The sequence below is a fragment of the Acinetobacter sp. UBA6720 genome, from assembly GCF_002454215.1.
In the GTDB taxonomy this organism is placed as follows: domain Bacteria; phylum Pseudomonadota; class Gammaproteobacteria; order Pseudomonadales; family Moraxellaceae; genus Acinetobacter.
Genome location: NZ_DKIK01000061.1, coordinates 1 through 19,396, shown reverse-complemented (window position 1 = coordinate 19,396; position 19,396 = coordinate 1). Strand labels below are relative to the sequence as shown.

Below are 19,396 nucleotides of genomic sequence, written 5' to 3'. Positions count from 1 at the left end.
TACAGGAATCACATCGGCAATTTTGGTTGATTCATTGATGGGATGTATTAAAACAAACTTGATGTGCTCAGCAATTTGTGAGATTAGATGATCGGTTGCAGGTGTGGCTAGTATTTGTTTTTGCAAAAGCGCATTGATGTCTTCAAAGCTCCACAGTTGCTGCAAAGTTTGTTTTCTAAACCAGTGATAAAAGAGGGTGAATTCATTTTGTACGGTACTTGCTTGCGAAAACTCATGATCTAAAAAATTAAGATGAGCTTCAATGAGCTGCTCAATCATCGGGTGTTTCTGCATACGTACTCAACAAAATTAATTTAGTGGAATCAGTTTATCAGCCAATGGGTTTTTTAACTTTTGGGTTTTTGCAAGAAAAGGTAGGTAGTGCTTTGCAACGGCCTGTTCTGCTTCCAAAAGTGGCATATGACCAACATTGTTAAGGATGACAGGAGCTTCAGCACGTTTCAATAAGGATTTGAGTTCATTCGCCACTTCGACATTAATAATTTTGTCCTGCTTACCCCACAAAATGAGGGTGGGCGCTTCAATGTTACGGGTCACTCGGGCAAAAGAGTCGGTCGTATAAATGCGGTTTAAGGTCACCAATTGATCAATCACTTTGCTGTTTTTTTCAGCTTGAGTAATTAACTGTTTTTCTTGGGCGCGTTTTAAATAATAGGGCATTTTGATTGGGGTTTGCATGACACGTTGCATCACATCATCTAAATCACCCGGTTTACTCACAATCAAGTGCTTTAAATATTGCGGGTCTTTGGCATAGTTGGTGTTAGCGTTTTTATAAATCCCTGCACTGTTCAATAAAAATAAACTTTGCGTGTCAAAAGGATATTGCGCCGCATATAGCGTTGCAATTGAACCACCGATGGAATGTCCTGCAACATTCAGCTTATCTTGTATATGAATGGCTTCAACAAAACGGCGTAAGCGCTCAGTTACATTCGGCATAGAAATATCAAAATCATCTGGGACTTTGGTATCGCCGTTGGTTGGAAGGTCGGGGATAACTACATGATAATAAGGCGTGAGAAACTGTGCTACACGATTCCAATTGTCCCGATTTCCAGCAAAACCATGAATTAGTAAAATCGTTGGTTTATCGGCTGCTCCGCCTTCATTATATGCCCAGACAATATCATCGACTTTAAGGGTTTTGGATTTTAAGTCAGCAGTAACACGCTCTTGAACAAGATAGCTTTGTAAACTGAGTTTGTCTTTGATGATGGTATTTTCCACCGCATGACTGGCGAAAGAAAAAGACAATGCCCACGTCAGGATGCTGACTTTTAAACAGTATTTTAAGAGGGGGGGTGAGCGCATCATCATGGTTCATCCTTAAACGGAGATGAATGAAAAAACTGACCGAATAAGATAAAAATGCTCTGATTTTGAATAGTTTTTATTTTTATTTAAGGGTCTGTTTGATTCTAATCGCTTTTATGCAAATGTCATTAATTATTTGTTTGAAAGGATATACCGCATTTAGATAAAGTGTGAACTAGGTATCTGTTCTGCTGAGCTAAAATGCAAATTCAAGAAAAATTAAAAAAATATGCAGCTATGTTTTTTGCAAGTGACAATCAATTTCTCTAAGATTAAACTATTGCGACTTAACAACAATCGGGTGGGAAAAAGGAATGCTAACAGCTCAAGAAGCTTTAAGCCGTCTTAAACAGGGTAACCAACGTTTTGTAGCGGGTGAGACAACCCACCATAAACAACTGTCTCACCATGAACGGGCAGAAATGGCTGAAGATCAAAATCCATTTGCCATTGTACTGGGTTGCTCTGATTCACGCGTGCCTGCTGAAATGGTGTTTGACCAAGGTTTGGGTGATCTTTTTGTGATTCGTGTTGCAGGCAATGTAGTTGCACCATCACAAGTTGGCAGCGTGGAGTTTGCTGCTGAACGTTATGATTGTGCGGTCGTTGTGGTACTTGGTCATAGTCACTGCGGTGCGATTCAAGCCACGATTGATACTTTGATGAACCCAGATAGCCCACCTTCTGCAAACCTGATGTCGATTGTAAACCGTGTACGCCCTTCAGTTGAAACTTTGATGCAAACAGAATTGAAACATGACTTATGCAAACTGTCTAAACATGCGGTGCGTTCAAATGTATTTGCCTCTGTAAATCAGTTACGTCATGGTTCAGCTGTGCTTGAGAGTTTGATTGCCAAAGGCAAGTTACAAGTGGTTGGTGCTGAGTATTCACTTGAAAGTGGTGAAGTGGTTTTTTTTGACTTCTGATCAGTGAAGAAGGTCAGATTAAAAGGCGCTTTATAAAGCGCCTTTTATATAGGGATAAGCTAAATTTAATAAAATAGGCTGCGCTTTACCATTTGGATGAACCAAATCTTTTTGCATCAGGCTTTTATTTCCAGCGACACCTTCTAAGAAAAAGGGCAGTAATTTCACTTTGTATTGTTGACTGACCACTTTGTAATTATTTTCAAATGCCTTGCTATAGGCAGTGCCATAGTTTGGCGGTATTTTCATCCCCAAAATAACCACGGTGGCATGGGCTTTTTGACTCTGTTGGATCAATTGCGCTAAATTTTTTTGAATCATTTGAGGGGGTTGGCCACGTAGTCCATCATTCCCGCCAAGCTCAATCACCACCACATTTGGCTTATGCGTTTGCAATAGTTTAGGCAAACGGGCTAAAGCACCACTGGTGGTTTCACCACTCACACTGGCATTGACCACTTTGTGTTGTTTCGGATACTGTTGGTCTAACCGTTTTTGCAGTAAATTTACCCATGCTTGCTGTGGTTCTATGCCATAACCTGCACTAATGCTATCTCCTAAAACCATCACGGTTTTTGCAAAAACCCAAGTGGGGCTCATGCACAGTGCAATCAAAACCAAGTATGAATTTATGCGTTTTTTAAATTTGCGATTTTGCACGAATATTTGCATATAGGGATGTTATGACCCAAGTTCAAAGTAATGTAAACATCATGCCACAAGTGATTATTTCTGCCCAGCAACTGACACAAAAGATTAAACTTCCACAAAAAGAACTCACTATTTTTTCAGATTTGAATCTGAGTATCACAGCAGGTGAACAAGTGGCCATTACAGGGCGTTCAGGTTCAGGAAAGTCCACACTGCTTGGTATATTGGCGACTTTGGATCAGGCCAGCAGTGGTGAGTTAAGTGTTTGTGGTGAAAGTATTTCCAAACTCAATGAAGAGCAGCGCGCAGAAGTTCGCCTAAAGCATATTGGTTTTGTGTTTCAGTCCTTTCAACTTCTACCTCATCTGACCGCGGTTGAAAATGTGATGCTCCCGCTACGGCTTCATCGTTCATTTAACTTTGTCGAAGCTGAACGTCGTGCTTTGAGTTTATTGCAAAAAGTTGGCTTAGAGCGACAGGCCAGCCAAACACCGAAGGTACTTTCGGGTGGGGAGCAGCAGCGGGTTGCGATTGCCCGTGCGCTGATTGCTGAACCAAAAATTATTTTTGCCGATGAACCAACAGGAAATTTGGACAGTCAAACTGCGCGAGAAATTGAGCAACTATTGTTTCAATTGAACCGTGAGTTGGGTACGACCCTGATTTTAGTAACGCATGATCATACGCTTGCGGAGCAGTGCCAACGGCATTTTGAATTACTCGATGGACAGTTGATCGAACATCCTCGAGCGGGAGGATAAAATGAATTCTTTATTTCAACCCTTACTGAAGCAAAGTTTTAAAAGTAGTGGTGTGTATTTATTGATTATTGCGTTGATTCTCGCGATCAGCGCCACGACTGCACTAAAGTTTAGTAATGAACAAATTCAAAACGCCGTAGCGTTGCAAGCCGCTGAGATGTTAGCAGGGGATTTGGTTCTAACGGACAGCGAAAAGCTCGATCCGAAATGGAAAGCACAAGCGACAGCTCTTGATTTAAAACAATCCGAAGTCACTGTCTTTAGTTCGATGGCATATACCAATGATCAGTTTGTTATGGTCAATGTCAAAGCGATTGATCAAGCTTTTCCTCTACGTGGAGAGCTACGCATTCAGCCAATTGCAAAGCATATTGCCTCGGGTGAAGTGTGGTTGAGTCGGCGTGCTATGGATTTGCTACAAGTCAAATTGGGTGATCAACTCAATATTGCAGATGGTGTGTTTAAGATTACAGGCTTGATTGAGCATGATTCTAATCAGGAGTTAGGTTTTTCCGGTTTCTCGCCAACGGTGATTATTTCAGAAGCGGATATTGCCAAGACCAATGCTATACAAGTCGGTAGTCGCATTGAATATCGTTTACTGATGGCAGGTGCAGCACAAAATACCCAGCAGTTTGAAGCAAATTTTAAGAAGCAAAATATAGCGTCTGAAGAGGTCAATGCGACAGCTCAAAGTCCTAATGCGGAAGAATCACAAAATAGCTTACGCTTACGCAATGCCAGTGAGGGCAATACCCGTTTAATGAAACCGATTGAAAATTTGGACACATTTTTGCAGTTGGCGAATATCTTAACGATTTTACTGTGTGGAATTGCGATTGCTTTGACCAGCCAACGCTTTGTACAACAAAACCAAGATCACATTGCGCTATTACGTTGTATGGGGGCTGCGAAGTCACAAATTCTTTGGGCTTACCTTAGCTTGTTGGGTGTGGTGTTCTTGCTTGCCATGCTGGTCGGGAGTGCCGTGGGTGTCGGGCTAGGTTATGGCTTGTTACAGTTGATGTTACAACTGATACCACACTTAAGTATTGCGTTTTCAGCGTGGGATATGCTGCTCGGGCCGATTCCGATTGCCATGTTGACCAGTGCCGTAGTACTACTGGGTTTTGTCTTACCTAGTTTTTGGGAACTGTTAAATACTCCACCGATCCGTGTCATTCGCAGTCAAGAAAAATCAGTTTCGTCTATGTTTTGGATGTTACTTGCAGGCACGGCAAGTCTGGTATTATTTAGTATTGTTCTGACTGAAAACATGGTACTGACAGCCATGGTGATTGGGGCAATTATTATTCTATGTGCAGTATTATACGTTGTGGTCTGGCTGAGTTTGAAGTTCCTGCGCGGCTTGAAAAATGCGGTTTCTGCCTATGTCCGCACGCCTTATCAAACTGCGTTTCAGATTACAGCTTTGGCTTTAGGACTCAGTTTAATTACGGTTTTAGCCGTGCTACGAACCGATTTGTTAGAACGTTGGCAACAGCAAATCCCTGTAGGAACGCCGAATCAGTTTGTATATGGTTTACCGCCTTTTGACATGCCTGAGTTAAAAGCGAAAATTGAACAAAACCATTGGGACAGTACGCCGCTCTATCCAAATATTCGGGGCAGGCTGATTGCCAAAAATGGACAGCCTTTTGCTACGGATTTGGTCAAGCAAAATAATTCCTTACGTCGCGAGTTAAATTTAACCCAAGCAGACCGTTATCCTAAAGACAATGTAATTGTCTCTGGAGTATCAAAACTGACAGCAAAAGGACAAGTTTCGGTAGAAGCCAATACTGCAACAGAGCTTGGGATAAAAGTGGGGGATCAACTGACTTTTAGCTTACCAGAGGGTGTGATTCATGCCAAAGTGGCAAATTTAAGAAGCGTGGAATGGGAAAGTTTTAGCCCAAACTTCTTCTTTATTTTTGCGCCCCAAACTATGGATGAAAATGCGGGCAGTTATTTGGGCAGTTTCTATGTGCCTGAGTCAGACAAAGCGAAATTGGTCAGTATCATTCAACAATTTTCCAATACCGTTTTTATTGATGTCAGTTTAATTTTAGATGAAATTAAGCGCATCGTGACGGTACTGGTACAGATTGTCACGATCCTTGCAGTTTTAGTGAGCATTTCGGGCATTTTGGTTTTAATTGCTTGCCTGAACTTACTTATGGATGAGCGTAAACGTGAAGTCGCATTGTTACGCTCATTTGGGGGTTCCAAGCAAAAACTTAAAACTATGCTTAGCTTAGAAATTGGCTTTATTGGTTTTATGGCGGGTGTAGTTTCTTGTTTGTTTGCTGAAGCGATAAGTGCGGTTGCATGTTATCGCATGGGCTTAGCCATTCAGCCACACTGGGAAATCTGGCTCATTTTACCGCTCTTTATGACTGTACTTTGTGCATTGATTGGGCGTTATCGCTTGAGTTATCTCAGTGATATTCCACCCTTACAAAGTTTGAGAGAGATCAATCAATCGTGATTGATCTCTTAATGCGTGAAGAGTTGAATCTTAGAAATTGAGCTGTTGACGCATCATCATTAATACTTCAGACCATAGGGGCTGAATGTGGGTTACCAGGTTTTGGCAGTGCAAGTAAAACCAATACGAGCCGCAGGCCGCCAAAACAAGGCTTAGTGGCATAATCCAACGCTGTTGAGTTTTTTGGGAGAGATACCAAAGTGCCGCCAAAACAGCACCCATCAACATGCCGCCAATATGTGCGGCATTATTAATCCCTGAAATCATAAAGCCCATGGCTAAGTTGATTCCCATCACGATCAGTAAAGTCTTTTTATCTAAAATAAAACGTTGCTGTGGGAGCATCGGTAGTAGGGATAGAACCGTCAGTGCTGAACCCAGTCCCATGACAGCACCTGAAGCCCCTGCACCTACTCGTGGTAACAACTCTGGATTTGCTACGCCAATACGGAGCAGTTCATAACTGTCTTGAATGGCGAGATAGCCACTGAGCAAGCTCCCCATGAGACCAGCAAGGACATATAGTGCAAGAAAATAGACACGTCCAAACATTTGCTCCAGCACACTACCAAAAATATACAGCGCCCACATGTTCAACATCAGGTGAACCAAACCAAAATGAAAGAACATACTGCTCAATAAGCGTATCGGTTCAGCCAAGAAGGTGAGCGGTGCATAGTCTGCTCCCCAGCGGATGGCATCAGCCGTGCTTGGATTACTGACATCCATGCCATGTAGGACTTGCCAAAAAAACAATCCAACATTGATGGTAATAATGAGGGCGGTAATCCACCATAAATGTACGTCGAATTTTGTTTTGATTTGAGGAGGTGTAAGCTCGGTCATGCTATTCTTGCTAAAATTTTGCTATATTGCCCAAGCTTAGCATGAATAAAAATGATTTTTGGAGTAAGCCACTGGCATGAAAGTTTTTATTGTTCGTAGTTTGTTAGTCGTTATCAGCTTCGTGCTTTTGGTACAGTTGTGGATTTTTGCAAGCCTCGCGTGGTGGCGTTACAAGCCAGTGGAAACCACGATGTTTATGCGGATTGATTATTGGTCTGAGCCGTCTAAACCGATTCAACACGAATGGCGTGATTATGATGAGATCAGTGAATACATGAAAAAGGCCATTGTTGCGGCTGAAGATGGAAAATTTATGCAACATCATGGTTTTGACTGGGACGGGATTCAAGCAGCGCTCGAACGTAATAATGACACGGGCAAGGTAGTTGCAGGTGGTTCAACTATTTCGCAGCAGTTAGCAAAAAACTTATTTTTATATAACAAACGTTCATTCATTCGTAAAGGTCAAGAAGCTGTTGCAACTTGGATGATGGAGCGGATGTGGAGTAAAGAACGCATCTTAGAGGTATATCTGAACTCGGTAGAGTTTGGCGATAATATTTATGGCATTGAAGCGGCAACCCAACATTACTTTGGTAAAAGCTCCCGGAGTCTAAGTCGTGAGCAAGCAGTCTTTTTAGCGGCCATTTTACCTAATCCAAAATATTACCAAGATCATCAAAATGACCGTAAGTTACAAAACCGCGAGCGCATGATCCGAAAGTACATGCGTTATAGCGATATCCCATAATTACTTTGTTGTGAAAAAGCCCAAATTAATGGGCTTTTTTTATGAAATTGTCACAAAATTGAAGCATACTTATCATGATAAAACGCATTCAAATAATCAAAGGTTAGCTATGAATACGGCAGCAAGCACATCTCCTATATTACAACCTGAATATGCATATAACGACCGCTATATTAACCGTGAGTTATCAATATTAGATTTCCATTTACGGGTTTTGGAACAAGCCGTAGACCCTTTACATCCGCTTTTAGAACGGATGAATTTTTTACTGATTTTTTCACGCAATTTAGATGAGTTCTTTGAAATTCGTGTTGCAGGGGTTTTAGAGCAACTGAGTTTAGGCAATGAAAGCCGTAGCCCTGATGGTTTAACCCCTCGTCAAGTACTTGACCAAATTTCGCAGACTGCACATGCAGCGATAGAACGTCAGTACCGCATTCTGAATGAAGAAATTTTGCCAAAACTGCGTGAAGAAGATATTTGCTTCCTACGCCGTGGGGAATTGACGCCTGCACAGTCGTCATGGGTGAAAAAATATTTTCAGGAACAGGTCGCACCTGTTTTAACTCCGATTAGTTTAGACCCTGCGCACCCGTTCCCGCGTTTAGTCAATAAAAGCCTCAACTTTATTGTGACTTTGGAAGGGAAAGATGCATTTGGTCGTCAGATTGATTTGGCCGTTGTTCCTGCTCCACGTTCATTGCCACGTGTGGTGCGTTTACCTGATGAACTCACAGGTGGAAAAGAACACCATGTGATGCTTTCAGCGATTATTCATGAGCATGTATCTGATTTGTTCCCAGGTATGACTGCGACAGGGTGTTATCAGTTCCGTGTAACACGGAATGCCGACTTGGCGCTCAATGAAGATGTGGAAGACTTAGCCAAGGCACTGAAAGGCGAGTTGAGCTCACGTCGTTTTGGTCGTGCAGTACGTCTAGAAGTGACACAAAACTGTCCAGCGCATATTTATAACTACTTGCTTGATGAATTTGATTTACATGAAGAGCAGTTATACAAAGTTGAAGGACCTGTAAATTTAGCACGTCTATTGTCAAATTTTAAACGTCCGCATCTACGGTATGACGCGCATATTCCAGTTATTCCTAAAGTATTGAAAAAGTCGGAAAGTATGTTTTCTGCCATGCAGAAACAGGACATTTTACTACATCATCCGTTTGAGTCTTTCGCACCTGTGATTAACTTATTGCGTGAGGCGGCTCGTGATCCACAAGTGTTGGCGATTAAACAAACCCTATATCGCAGTGGTGCAGACTCTGAAATTGTACAAGTCCTAGCAGAAGCGGCACGTAATGGGAAAGAAGTTACCGCAGTGATTGAGCTGCGTGCGCGTTTTGATGAAGAGTCAAATATTGAAGTGGCGAATGTGTTACAAGAAGCGGGTGCAGTAGTTGTTTACGGCATTGTGGGCTATAAAACCCATGCCAAAATGATTCTTGTGGTACGTCGTGAAAATAATAAACTTGTTCGTTATGTACATTTGGGAACGGGTAACTACCATGCGGGTAATGCGCGTATTTACACCGATTATGGCTTGCTCACCACCGATAAAGAGCTGTGTGAAGATGTACACCGTATTTTCCAAGAGTTAACAGGTATGGGGAAAATGGCGAAGCTGAAAAAGCTACTCCATGCACCTTTTACGCTCCATGCTCAACTGATCAACTTTATTGATGATGAAATTGCCAATGCCAAAGCAGGCAAGAAAGCACAAATTATTGTGAAAGTGAATGCGCTGACCGAGGTGCAACTGATCAATAAACTGTATGAGGCATCGCAGGCAGGTGTGCAAATTGATCTCATTATTCGTTCTATTTGCTGTCTACGTCCGGGTTTGCCAGGACTTTCAGAAAATATTCGTGTACGTTCAATCGTGGGACGTTTCCTAGAACATACGCGCGTTTTCTACTTTAGTAATAATGGCGATGCGCGTATTTATGGGTCGAGTGCCGACTGGATGGATCGAAATTTGTTTAATCGTGTTGAGGCATGTTTCCCAATAGAAGATCCTGCTTTGAAAAAACGTATTTATCAGCAGGGTTTGTTAACTTATTTACAAGATAACCAACAAGCGTGGTTATTACAGGGTGACGGAACATGGATACGTGCGACGCTTGCGGAGGGTGAAACCGAGCATAATGCACAGCGTTATTTGCTGGATGTGATTAAATAATTTTAGGGATTGTGCCTGAATCTGCAAAAGATTCAGGCACAAAAAAAAGGAGTCATGTTTGACTCCTTTTTTATGCACTAAAATAAGGTTAGTGCAGATCTTGAGTAATTTTTTGCAGGATTTGTAATAACACATCAAATTCGCTTTGTAACGGGGTGCTTTTACGTGTTACCAAAGCCAAAGTACGGCTTGGTGCGGCTTCAATTTGCTTAACCAGTAAGTCTGGATTGGCTTTGATCATATTGGTACGTACTGCAATTTCTGGCAATAAGGTAAAACCAAGATCAGCCGATACCATTTCAACCAATGTCGGTAAAGAGCTTGCTTTTAAGCGATGGTCATTTTTACGTTCACCAATCGGGCAGGCGCTGAGCGTATGATCGCGCAGACAATGACCTTCTTCCAGTAACATTAAACGCGATAAATCTAAGTCATCTAAATTGTTCGCTTGGCTACTTGGGACATCCGCTTTATTACACACTAAGAATAGGCTTTCTTTTGCAACTTCAGCAACTTTGAGGCCACGTGTATCAAAAGGTAGAGCCAAAACGATCATGTCTAAATTGCCATGTTCGAGTTTTTCTACAATTTTCTCACTTTGTGCTTCGTGCAAATGTAATTGAATTTTAGGCAGTTGCTTATGCACTTCATCCAACAATTGCGCCAAAATAAACGGAGCAATGGTTGGAATAACACCTAAATGTAAATCACCAGTGAGCGGCTCGCTCATTTCTCGGCTTAAACGCATCAGGTCTTGAGCATCTGCGAGTAGAACACGAGCACGTGCAACAACCTGCTCACCTAGGGGCGTTAAGCGCACATTTTGACGATCACGCTCTACAAGTACGCCACCGAGTAGGCGTTCAAGCTCCATAATCCCACCCGACAAAGTCGATTGGGTTACAAATGAACGGCGTGCAGCTTCAGTAAAATGCAGCGTTTCTGACAGTGTAACGAGATATGACAGCTGTCTTAAGGATGGTAATGCAGCCATAGTGTCCTAATGATTATGATTTAAAATGTTGTGCAAATAATTCGCTAAGATTTGGAATGAAGTGCGGTGGGATATCATGCCCCATTCCATCAATTAATTCAAATTTAGCACCCACAATTGCCTTTGCAACGGCTTTTCCGTGGCTAGGCGGAAGTAAACGATCCCGAGAACCATGCACTACAAGGGTTGGTTGTTGGATCTGTTTGTCCAGTTGCAATAAAGAACCTGTACATAATATTGCTAAAAACTGTTGAAGTACACCCGCTGGGTAATAACTTCGACGATATAATTTGCGAGATGTCTGAATTGCTTCTATTTGGTTGTGATAACCTGGTGAGCCTATGATCTTAAACACTTTTAAAGAGTGGCTGACAATTCCTTCTTCATCGGTTGATTCAGGTCTGCCGATGAGACTAAAGAGTTGTTTTGGGAAAGGCGGAGGAAGTAGAGGTTGATTGTTGCTGGTGAACATCAGCCCCAATTTTTTTACTTTTTGTGGATGACGTGCTGCAAGAATTTGCCCAATCATACCGCCCATGGATGCACCAATCACATAACTTTCATCCAAACCTAAACGGTCTAGAAGCAAAGAAACATCATCTGCCATGTCGTATAAGTCATAGGGTGCACCACGGTTATCTAAACCTAAAGCAAAACGTCCCATCAGTTTAAGTGTGTTTAAACGTGGCCCTTGATGTTTAATTTTTGAAGATAAGCCAATATCACGGTTGTCAAAGCGAATAATACGAAAACCTTGGTCAATCAGTGATTTACAAAAAAAGTCAGGCCAAAATAGCAGTTGCGCTCCCAAACCCATAATTAAAACAATGGTGGGATGATGATCTTCACCACCGATTTCAACATGGAGTTCAATGCCATTACCTAAGTCGACTTTGGTTTCGCGCATGAAGGAGGTATAGGGGGAAAGATTATATTGGAGTGCGCTATTCATTGTTGTCATCCTCACATAAAGGACATTTATTGTTATAAATGTCCTTTTATTTAAACCTTAAACCTGTGCAGGAATCAAGTCTGGAACCAGTTTTGTCAATGCTAAACGTTGTTTTCCAGCCGTCGCACCCAGTAGTACGAATCCACGAAGTGTACCTTGACTATCTAGGGCTTTGGCAATCATGCCATCGTCTAACTCTTCTGTTTCCCAGTTTACGTCAACACCAATTGGTGCAGGTAAAACGGTCAATGGTGCAGCAGGGGTTTTCACTGCAACAGGCATAGCAGGGTAATGTACGGCAGTTTTTTCACCATTTAAGGTTTTTGCAAGTGCGCGAGCTTGCTGCATGATCGGCATAACATAAGGCAGTAGCAACCCGTTCACTTCTGCACAGTCACCTACGGCATAAATATGAGGTTGATTCGTTTCAAGTTGTGCGTTGGTTAAGATTCCGCGACTGGTTTGGATATCGGCATCCTTTGCAAGGGAAATGCTCGGTTGTAAGCCAATAGCAGATAGCACGACATCTGCCACTAAAGACTGACCGCTGGCTAAAGTTACAACATAGTCGCCATTTTCAATTTTAGACACTTTTTCAACTGTGGTGCCAAGGACAAAATGTATACCCGTTGCTTCAAGGTTTTCCTTAAATGCACTGGAAACATGTGCGGGTAAGAGACGTCCCAATGGTTGATTGGCTAAGTCAATTACTGTGGTTTGATGACCTGTATGTTGTAAGTCGTTGGCAAATTCACAACCAATCAGACCTGCACCTAAAATCACGACACGCTTATCTGCACGCTTTTCAAGTTCAGCCCTGAAAGTTTTGTAGTCATCTAAGTTATTGACTACTTGAATATCTTCACTGCCATCACCGGCAATAGCAAGGCGAATTGGATTTGCACCTACCGCTAAAACCAATTGTGAGTAAGGCTGTGTAGATTCAATACCATCTTTGATTAAGGTCAACTGTTGTTGTTCTGCATGAATTTCTTTGACCCAAGTGTGTGTAGCAATTTGCATTTTGAGCTGGGCTGCCATTTTCTCAGCATCGCCCAAAGCAATTTGTTCAGGTGCTTTATTCGCCACAAAGGCATTGGATAAGGTTGGCTTGGCATAGTTAGTCGCATCATCTGCACAGAGCATGAGCAGTTCTTGTTCAGGGTTGAGCTTACGAAATTCACGTGCTACAGCATAGCCTGCCATACCTGAGCCAATGATGACGATGGGATGCATAAGGTTCTCCAGAGATTATTTTAAGGACGTAAAAAAAGACCATGCTGCATGGTCTTTAACATTAGAAATTAGATTTCAACCATTTCAAAATCAATTTTTGACACACCACAATCTGGGCAAGTCCAATCGTCTGGGATATCGTCCCATTTGGTACCCGCCACGATGCCATCTTGCGGCCAACCTTCTGCTTCGTCATAAATCCATCCACAAACGATGCATTGATACTTCTTCATTTGACTCTCCAAAACGCTGAACAAGAAAGGGTTCAGCAAAATAATCCATTAAGCAAAATGCTATTGATCTGACTTTAGTAGCATACTCATGTAATCTAAATTTTTACGCAGTTCTATTACGAATGTAAAGTAAATATCGGAGTTTAATGATTGAATGTTTGAGCTAAAAGCGACGCTAAGGACAAAACGTATCATTTAAAACCAGATTGTATTTTGAGCGTATGCAGAATATAGACATGAAAATTGCTTAAATGAGGGTATTCGCTTAAGTTTTTATCTCAGTAAAATTCATGCCTTAGACTAAAGTCGGGCTGCATATCTTTCTTTAAATTGCTATTTTATGATTAGATAAATCTATACCTAATATTTAATAAATAAATGATGTAATTAAAAACAATGACTTATAAAACTTTACTAAGTTTCTGTATTGGAATATAGGGAGTTTTTGGCTGTTTTTCTGCAAGATTTGCTGTAAAATTCATCTATTCTTTTTCAAATTTCATTGATCTCCTATGAGCAACTTGTCTACAACGCTGTGGTCTCACATCCGTACGGTCCAAGATTTCCCAAAACCAGGTATTTGTTTCTTCGATTTAACGCCATTATTCATGAGTAATCTTGAGCCACTTACAGATGCGCTGATTGCAAGTATTCCTGCGGAGAAGTTGGCTGAGGTAGACAGTTTTGTTGCTGTAGAAGCGCGTGGTTTTGTACTTGCAAGCTTGCTTGCACAACGGTTGGGCAAAGGTTTGTTGTTAGTACGCAAGGCGGGTAAACTGCCGCCACCAGTTGTAGGCGTTGGCTACAGTTTGGAGTATGGTTTAGATCGCTTAGAAATGGCAGCGAATATAGCATCACAAAAAGTGATAATTGTAGATGATGTTCTAGCAACAGGCGGGACATTAAAAGCAGTGAAGCAGTTGGTGAAAAAATGCCATCATGAAGTATTGGGTGCAAGTATTTTTCTGGATTTACCAGATTTGCATACTGACTTAGGTTTAGAAATTTGGTCTGTACTAGATGACAAATCTAAGCCAGAATCTGTAGCAGCATAATTGCGTTAAAAAAGCCTTGGATGATCCAAGGCTTTTTATTTATACAAATATTGTTGTTCTAGATGTTCAATCAATTGATTGATATTTTCAGGTTTCAGTAATCGGTGGTGTCCACCTTCAACGGCTTGTATCAGCATATAATTTTCTAATATTTCCTGTGCTGCATACATATCAATAAGCTCATCGCCGAGCTCCAAGTAGGCGACTTGGGGAACGTTGTGGTCTAGGTCAGTATCATTAATACTTGGATAATCATCACGGAAATCTGGTGCTAAACGAGGATTGGCAATTACACATGGAATTTGATGTGTCAGTGACATTTTCAACGCCCAATATGCCCCAATGCAATGCCCTACAATAATTTCAGGTTTTATTTTCTCAATAATATCGTCATAAAAACTGGCTACAGTAGAAAAGTTCAGATAGCGATAATCAATGTCGATACAAAACTTTTGTTTTGCATCAATCGCATGGAATTTGGTGGACTCACGGGAAGAGTCTAATCCATGCAAAAACAAAATTTTAGATTCGCATCTGCTCATATATTGTCATTCAATCAAAAATTAAATTATTTTATTGGTGGCGAAAAGTTTACTTTTCCACGATTTATAACATTCATTGTAGAGTGATTCATATTGAAAGGAAGTTAGCTTTTGGTCTAAGAAAAAAGCTGAGTATATCGACAGTTAGTTCTTAGGTTTGAAATCAACAGAACAAAGACTTTTTTATATATCGCTTGGTTTTAGATGATGCTCATTCGTCCAGAATTCTGCTATGCTATGCAACTTCCGTTTTTTAATACATATACGAGGCAGAGATGACGCAACAAAACGCTCAATCGACTTCTGAACAAGCCATTTCCGAAAACGATTTAATTGCACAGCGTCATGCCAAGTTAAAGCAGATTGAAGATCAAGCCAAACAAACGGGCACTAGCCCATGGCCAAACACGTTTAAACGTGAACATTATGCGCAAGACTTACAAGATCAATTTGCAGACAAAAGCAAAGAAGAGATTGAAGCAGCCGAGCATGTTTATGTGTCTGTAGCGGGTCGTGTGATGTTGAACCGCGGTTCATTCATCGTGATCCAAGATATGACGGGTCGTATCCAGTTATACGTGGCGCGTAAAGAATTAGCACCTGAAACCTTAGAAACCATTAAGAGCCTAGATCTTGGTGATATTATCGCGGTGAAAGGTTATATCGGTCGTTCAGGTAAAGGTGACCTTTATGTACATATCGAACATTTTGAGCTTTTAACCAAGTCACTTCGTCCACTTCCAGATAAATTCCATGGTCTAAACGACACTGAAGTCAAATATCGTAAGCGTTATCTTGACCTGATTGTGAACGAAGAAACACGTAAGACTTTTGAAATCCGTGCCAAAGTGGTTTCAGGCATTCGTGCGTTCTTAACTGAACAGCGCTTCATGGAAGTAGAAACACCGATGATGCATGTGATTCCGGGTGGAGCGTCAGCGCGTCCATTTGAAACACATCACAATGCTTTGGATATGCCACTTTTCTTACGTATTGCACCTGAGCTTTACTTAAAACGTTTGGTGGTCGGTGGTTTTGAGCGTGTGTTTGAAATTAACCGTAACTTCCGTAACGAAGGTGTCTCGACACGTCATAACCCAGAATTCACTATGATTGAATTCTATCAAGCTTATGCAGATTATAAGGACTTGATGGAACTGACTGAAAATATGCTTGAACGCTTAGCGCTTGACATTTTGGGTTCAACCGATGTGCCTTATGGTGAAGAAGTCTATAGCTTCAAAGGTCCATTTAATAAAATTTCGATGTTTGATGCCATTCTTGCGCACAACCCACAGTTCACGCCTGATAATGTCAATGACCGTGAATTCTTAGCAAAATTTGTGCAGGAAGAACTGAAAGAGCAGGTGAAACCAGGTTTTGGTTTGGGCAAACTGCAAACTATCGTATTTGAAGAAACTGTTGAAACTCAGTTACGCCAGCCGACTTTCATTACAGAATATCCTGCTGAAACTTCGCCATTGGCACGTCGTAATGATCACAACCCACACATTACGGACCGTTTTGAGTTCTTTATTGGTGGTCGTGAACTTGCCAATGGTTTCTCAGAGTTGAATGATCCGATTGACCAAGCTGAACGTTTCCAAGCACAGGTTTCAGAAAAAGACGCGGGTGATGATGAAGCAATGCACTATGATGCAGACTTTGTTGAGGCGCTTGAGTACGGCTTACCTCCAACAGCAGGTGAGGGTATTGGTATTGACCGTTTGGTGATGCTATTTGCTAATGCAGCGAGTATTCGTGATGTGATTTTGTTCCCACACATGCGTCATAAAAACTAAGTTTACTGAGCCACAAAACCCGCACTCATTCTCAATGAAATGCGGGTTTTTTGATGGTTTCAGCATTCAGTGTAAAGCCTTTTGAATCCGAACTTTCATGTCTAATGCTTGCTGAAAGATAAAATCTTTCATCCAGATGACTTGTTCACCTAGTGGATTGGTTTTGATCGCAGTATTTAAAAAATCGAGTTTAGGCTGATTGAAGATTTGCTGTTCAATTTCATACAGGAGTTGGGCGGATGTGGCATAGAGTGGGCAACTCAACATGAAAAAAGTTTTGGGATAATTATAGAAAGCGTAATTAAGATTAAATGCTTGTTCATCTCCTTTTAAATGCCCAATACCGATTTCATAACTGCGGTCTTGGTTGCTATGTGTAATACCGATCAAAAATTCAAGCTTCAAAATTTTGCAGTCATACTGCGAAAGTCGTAGACCAAATTGCATGCCAATTTGGTCTGTACTATGTTCATGTTGTACAAAGCTGGGAAAGATCGAGCCTGCTTCATTGAGTGCTTCTTGTAGTATCAGCATGTGGTTATTATGTTGATATATGAACCCAGCCAGTTGAGCTGCGTCTAATTTACTTTTTATCGCTGCTATTGTGAGGTTTGGTCTAGACATAGAATAAAATAAGTAGATGAAAAATTTACTGTAGAGTTTTTAGTGCAGGTGGCATAGCTAGTGCTTAGATGAAATATCAATCACAAAAGTACTTAAAACACTGAATATGACAGGGGAAGTTAATGTAATATCTGCATTTATTTTGAACGTTGGAGTTGTTGAATAAAACTAATAGGGCTTATCAATTTTGTTTTATATGAGCTTTTTGCATATAAATATAATAAAACAAGCAATAGCGTGCATAACTAAATCTTTATAATGAATATATATTTTTGAATGTGTAATAAGTACACGATTTTTGTGAGTTGGTGCTGTCAATGTCATTAAATGAGGAAAGACTTACTCATCTTAAACAGCTTGAAGCTGAGAGTATTCATATTATCCGCGAAGTAGCTGCTGAGTTTGAAAACCCAGTCATGCTCTATTCTATTGGTAAGGATTCAGCAGTGATGCTGCATTTGGCGTTAAAAGCGTTCTATCCTGCCAAACTTCCATTTCCGCTTCTACATGTAGATACAGGCTGGAAATTTAAAGACATGATTGCTTTCCGCGACAACATGGCAAAAACGCATGGCTTTGATTTGATCGTACATCAAAACAAAGAAGGGAAAGATGCGGGCATTAACCCATTTGACCATGGTAGCTCAAAATATACCGACATCATGAAAACTCAAGGCTTAAAACAAGCACTTGATAAATACGGTTTTGATGCAGCTTTTGGTGGTGCGCGTCGTGACGAAGAAAAATCACGTGCTAAAGAACGTGTCTATTCATTCCGTGACTCGAAACACCGTTGGGATCCGAAAAACCAGCGTCCTGAACTTTGGAATCTTTACAACGGTAAAGTGAACAAAGGTGAAAGTATTCGTGTGTTCCCATTATCAAACTGGACTGAGCTTGATATTTGGCAATATATCTACTTGGAAAGTATTCCATTGGTTCCACTTTATTTAGCTGCAGAACGTCCTGTGGTTGAGCGTAGTGGCACACTGATTATGGTTGATGATGAACGTATGCCTTTAAAAGAAGGCGAAGTTCCACAAATGAAATCGGTACGTTTCCGTACACTTGGTTGTTACCCACTTACGGGTGCAGTTGAGTCAACGGCAAATACCCTACCTGAAATTATCCAAGAAATGTTGCTTGCAACCAGCTCTGAACGTCAAGGTCGTATGATTGACCATGATGAAGCAGGCTCGATGGAAAAGAAAAAGCAAGAAGGTTATTTCTAACTGTTGATAAATCTCTCCCAACCTCTCTTTTTCTAAGAGAGGAGAAAAGTCCTTCTTTTGTAACGGGGAAAGTCTCCCTTAACAAAGGGAGATTTAGAGGGATTAAAGAGATTAAAAACCGATTTCTAAAGAATATGTGGAGTTTTGAGCAATGTCTCATCAATCAGAACTGATTAGCCAAGATATCTTGGGCTATCTAAAACAACATGAAAATAAAGACCTATTGCGTTTTTTGACTTGCGGTAATGTCGATGATGGTAAGTCAACTTTAATTGGTCGTTTGCTTTACGATTCAAAATTGATTTATGAAGATCAATTGCAAGCGGTGACTCGCGACTCTAAAAAAGTCGGTACGACAGGTGATGCTCCTGACTTGGCACTGCTTGTAGATGGTCTACAAGCTGAGCGTGAACAGGGTATTACCATTGATGTAGCTTATCGTTATTTCTCAACTGAAAAACGTAAGTTCATCATTGCTGACACACCAGGACATGAGCAATATACGCGTAACATGGCAACGGGTGCGTCGACCTGTGATCTTGCGATTATCTTGATTGATGCGCGTTATGGTGTACAAACTCAGACACGTCGTCACACATATATTGCAAGCTTACTTGGCATTAAGAACATTATTGTTGCGATTAACAAAATGGATTTGGTGGAATTTTCTGAAGCACGCTTCAATGAAATTCAGACAGAGTATGCAAACTTTGTTGCACAACTCGGTGACCGTAAGCCAAACAACATTATCTTTACGCCTATTTC

General features: G+C 41.1%; 18 protein-coding genes and 1 pseudogene. 9 read left to right on the top strand and 10 right to left on the bottom strand.

Annotated features, from left to right (window positions below; all coding sequences use genetic code 11):
* Together B4F08_RS04945 and B4F08_RS04940 are read right to left on the bottom strand one after the other, a co-directional pair.
* Positions 1 to 294, bottom strand: a pseudogene (locus B4F08_RS04945) (hypothetical protein); the annotation flags it as partial.
* A 15-nt stretch (positions 295 to 309) separates the two neighbouring features.
* Positions 310 to 1,341 (bottom strand): alpha/beta fold hydrolase, encoded by a 1,032-nt coding sequence (locus B4F08_RS04940; protein WP_291373548.1) that lies wholly within the window; start codon positions 1,339 to 1,341, stop codon positions 310 to 312.
* Positions 1,342 to 1,652: 311 nt separating this feature from the next.
* Between B4F08_RS04940 and B4F08_RS04935 the strand changes: the two genes are divergently transcribed.
* On the top strand, positions 1,653 to 2,267 hold the full coding sequence (locus B4F08_RS04935; protein WP_086208466.1) for a carbonic anhydrase: 615 nt from the start codon (positions 1,653 to 1,655) through the stop codon (positions 2,265 to 2,267).
* A gap of 30 nt (positions 2,268 to 2,297) precedes the next feature.
* On the opposite strand, the gene B4F08_RS04930 is transcribed toward B4F08_RS04935, so the two are convergent.
* Positions 2,298 to 2,939, bottom strand: coding sequence for an arylesterase (locus B4F08_RS04930; protein WP_291373546.1), 642 nt, complete (start codon positions 2,937 to 2,939; stop codon positions 2,298 to 2,300).
* Positions 2,940 to 2,950: 11 nt separating this feature from the next.
* On the opposite strand from B4F08_RS04930, the gene B4F08_RS04925 reads away from it, so the two are divergent.
* On the top strand, positions 2,951 to 3,679 hold the full coding sequence (locus tag B4F08_RS04925) for an ABC transporter ATP-binding protein (RefSeq protein WP_291373545.1): 729 nt from the start codon (positions 2,951 to 2,953) through the stop codon (positions 3,677 to 3,679).
* 1 nt (position 3,680) lies between these two features.
* The gene (locus tag B4F08_RS04920; RefSeq protein ID WP_291373544.1) at positions 3,681 to 6,170 is read left to right on the top strand and encodes an ABC transporter permease; all 2,490 of its coding nucleotides are present in this window, start codon (positions 3,681 to 3,683) and stop codon (positions 6,168 to 6,170) included.
* Between the two features lie 30 nt (positions 6,171 to 6,200).
* On the opposite strand, the gene B4F08_RS04915 is transcribed toward B4F08_RS04920, so the two are convergent.
* Positions 6,201 to 7,016 (bottom strand): rhomboid family intramembrane serine protease, encoded by an 816-nt coding sequence (locus B4F08_RS04915; RefSeq protein ID WP_291373543.1) that lies wholly within the window; start codon positions 7,014 to 7,016, stop codon positions 6,201 to 6,203.
* A gap of 76 nt (positions 7,017 to 7,092) precedes the next feature.
* On the opposite strand from B4F08_RS04915, the gene mtgA reads away from it, so the two are divergent.
* Together mtgA and ppk1 are read left to right on the top strand one after the other, a co-directional pair.
* A complete protein-coding gene (mtgA, locus tag B4F08_RS04910; RefSeq protein WP_086208461.1) occupies positions 7,093 to 7,767 on the top strand; it encodes a monofunctional biosynthetic peptidoglycan transglycosylase in 675 nt (224 codons plus the stop codon).
* A 109-nt stretch (positions 7,768 to 7,876) separates the two neighbouring features.
* On the top strand, positions 7,877 to 9,961 hold the full coding sequence (gene ppk1, locus B4F08_RS04905; protein ID WP_291373541.1) for a polyphosphate kinase 1: 2,085 nt from the start codon (positions 7,877 to 7,879) through the stop codon (positions 9,959 to 9,961).
* Between the two features lie 88 nt (positions 9,962 to 10,049).
* Here ppk1 and oxyR read toward each other — a convergent pair whose 3' ends face one another.
* The 4 genes from oxyR to rubA form a co-directional block, all read right to left on the bottom strand.
* On the bottom strand, positions 10,050 to 10,955 hold the full coding sequence (gene oxyR, locus B4F08_RS04900; RefSeq protein ID WP_151706729.1) for a LysR family transcriptional regulator OxyR: 906 nt from the start codon (positions 10,953 to 10,955) through the stop codon (positions 10,050 to 10,052).
* A 13-nt stretch (positions 10,956 to 10,968) separates the two neighbouring features.
* Positions 10,969 to 11,907, bottom strand: a complete 939-nt coding sequence (gene estB, locus B4F08_RS04895; RefSeq protein WP_086208459.1) for an esterase EstB — start codon at positions 11,905 to 11,907, stop codon at positions 10,969 to 10,971.
* 57 nt (positions 11,908 to 11,964) lie between these two features.
* Positions 11,965 to 13,143 (bottom strand): NAD(P)/FAD-dependent oxidoreductase, encoded by a 1,179-nt coding sequence (locus B4F08_RS04890; protein WP_086208458.1) that lies wholly within the window; start codon positions 13,141 to 13,143, stop codon positions 11,965 to 11,967.
* Between the two features lie 68 nt (positions 13,144 to 13,211).
* Positions 13,212 to 13,376, bottom strand: coding sequence for a rubredoxin RubA (gene rubA / locus B4F08_RS04885; protein ID WP_004694381.1), 165 nt, complete (start codon positions 13,374 to 13,376; stop codon positions 13,212 to 13,214).
* Between the two features lie 512 nt (positions 13,377 to 13,888).
* On the opposite strand from rubA, the gene B4F08_RS04880 reads away from it, so the two are divergent.
* Complete coding sequence (locus tag B4F08_RS04880; protein WP_110975112.1) at positions 13,889 to 14,431, top strand: adenine phosphoribosyltransferase; 543 nt, start codon at positions 13,889 to 13,891, stop codon at positions 14,429 to 14,431.
* Positions 14,432 to 14,466: 35 nt separating this feature from the next.
* Here the strand turns inward: B4F08_RS04880 and B4F08_RS04875 are convergent, their stop codons facing one another.
* Positions 14,467 to 14,973: a YqiA/YcfP family alpha/beta fold hydrolase gene (locus tag B4F08_RS04875; RefSeq protein WP_086208456.1), complete on the bottom strand. Its 507-nt coding sequence runs from the start codon at positions 14,971 to 14,973 to the stop codon at positions 14,467 to 14,469.
* 275 nt (positions 14,974 to 15,248) lie between these two features.
* Between B4F08_RS04875 and lysS the strand changes: the two genes are divergently transcribed.
* Complete coding sequence (lysS, locus tag B4F08_RS04870; RefSeq protein WP_110975113.1) at positions 15,249 to 16,775, top strand: lysine--tRNA ligase; 1,527 nt, start codon at positions 15,249 to 15,251, stop codon at positions 16,773 to 16,775.
* A 66-nt stretch (positions 16,776 to 16,841) separates the two neighbouring features.
* Here lysS and B4F08_RS04865 read toward each other — a convergent pair whose 3' ends face one another.
* On the bottom strand, positions 16,842 to 17,399 hold the full coding sequence (locus B4F08_RS04865) for a hypothetical protein (RefSeq protein WP_110975114.1): 558 nt from the start codon (positions 17,397 to 17,399) through the stop codon (positions 16,842 to 16,844).
* A 317-nt stretch (positions 17,400 to 17,716) separates the two neighbouring features.
* Between B4F08_RS04865 and cysD the strand changes: the two genes are divergently transcribed.
* Together cysD and B4F08_RS04855 are read left to right on the top strand one after the other, a co-directional pair.
* On the top strand, positions 17,717 to 18,631 hold the full coding sequence (gene cysD / locus B4F08_RS04860) for a sulfate adenylyltransferase subunit CysD (protein WP_004694369.1): 915 nt from the start codon (positions 17,717 to 17,719) through the stop codon (positions 18,629 to 18,631).
* Between the two features lie 151 nt (positions 18,632 to 18,782).
* Positions 18,783 to 19,396 (top strand): GTP-binding protein (locus B4F08_RS04855; protein ID WP_291373530.1); only part of this gene is annotated, 614 nt, incomplete at its 3' end.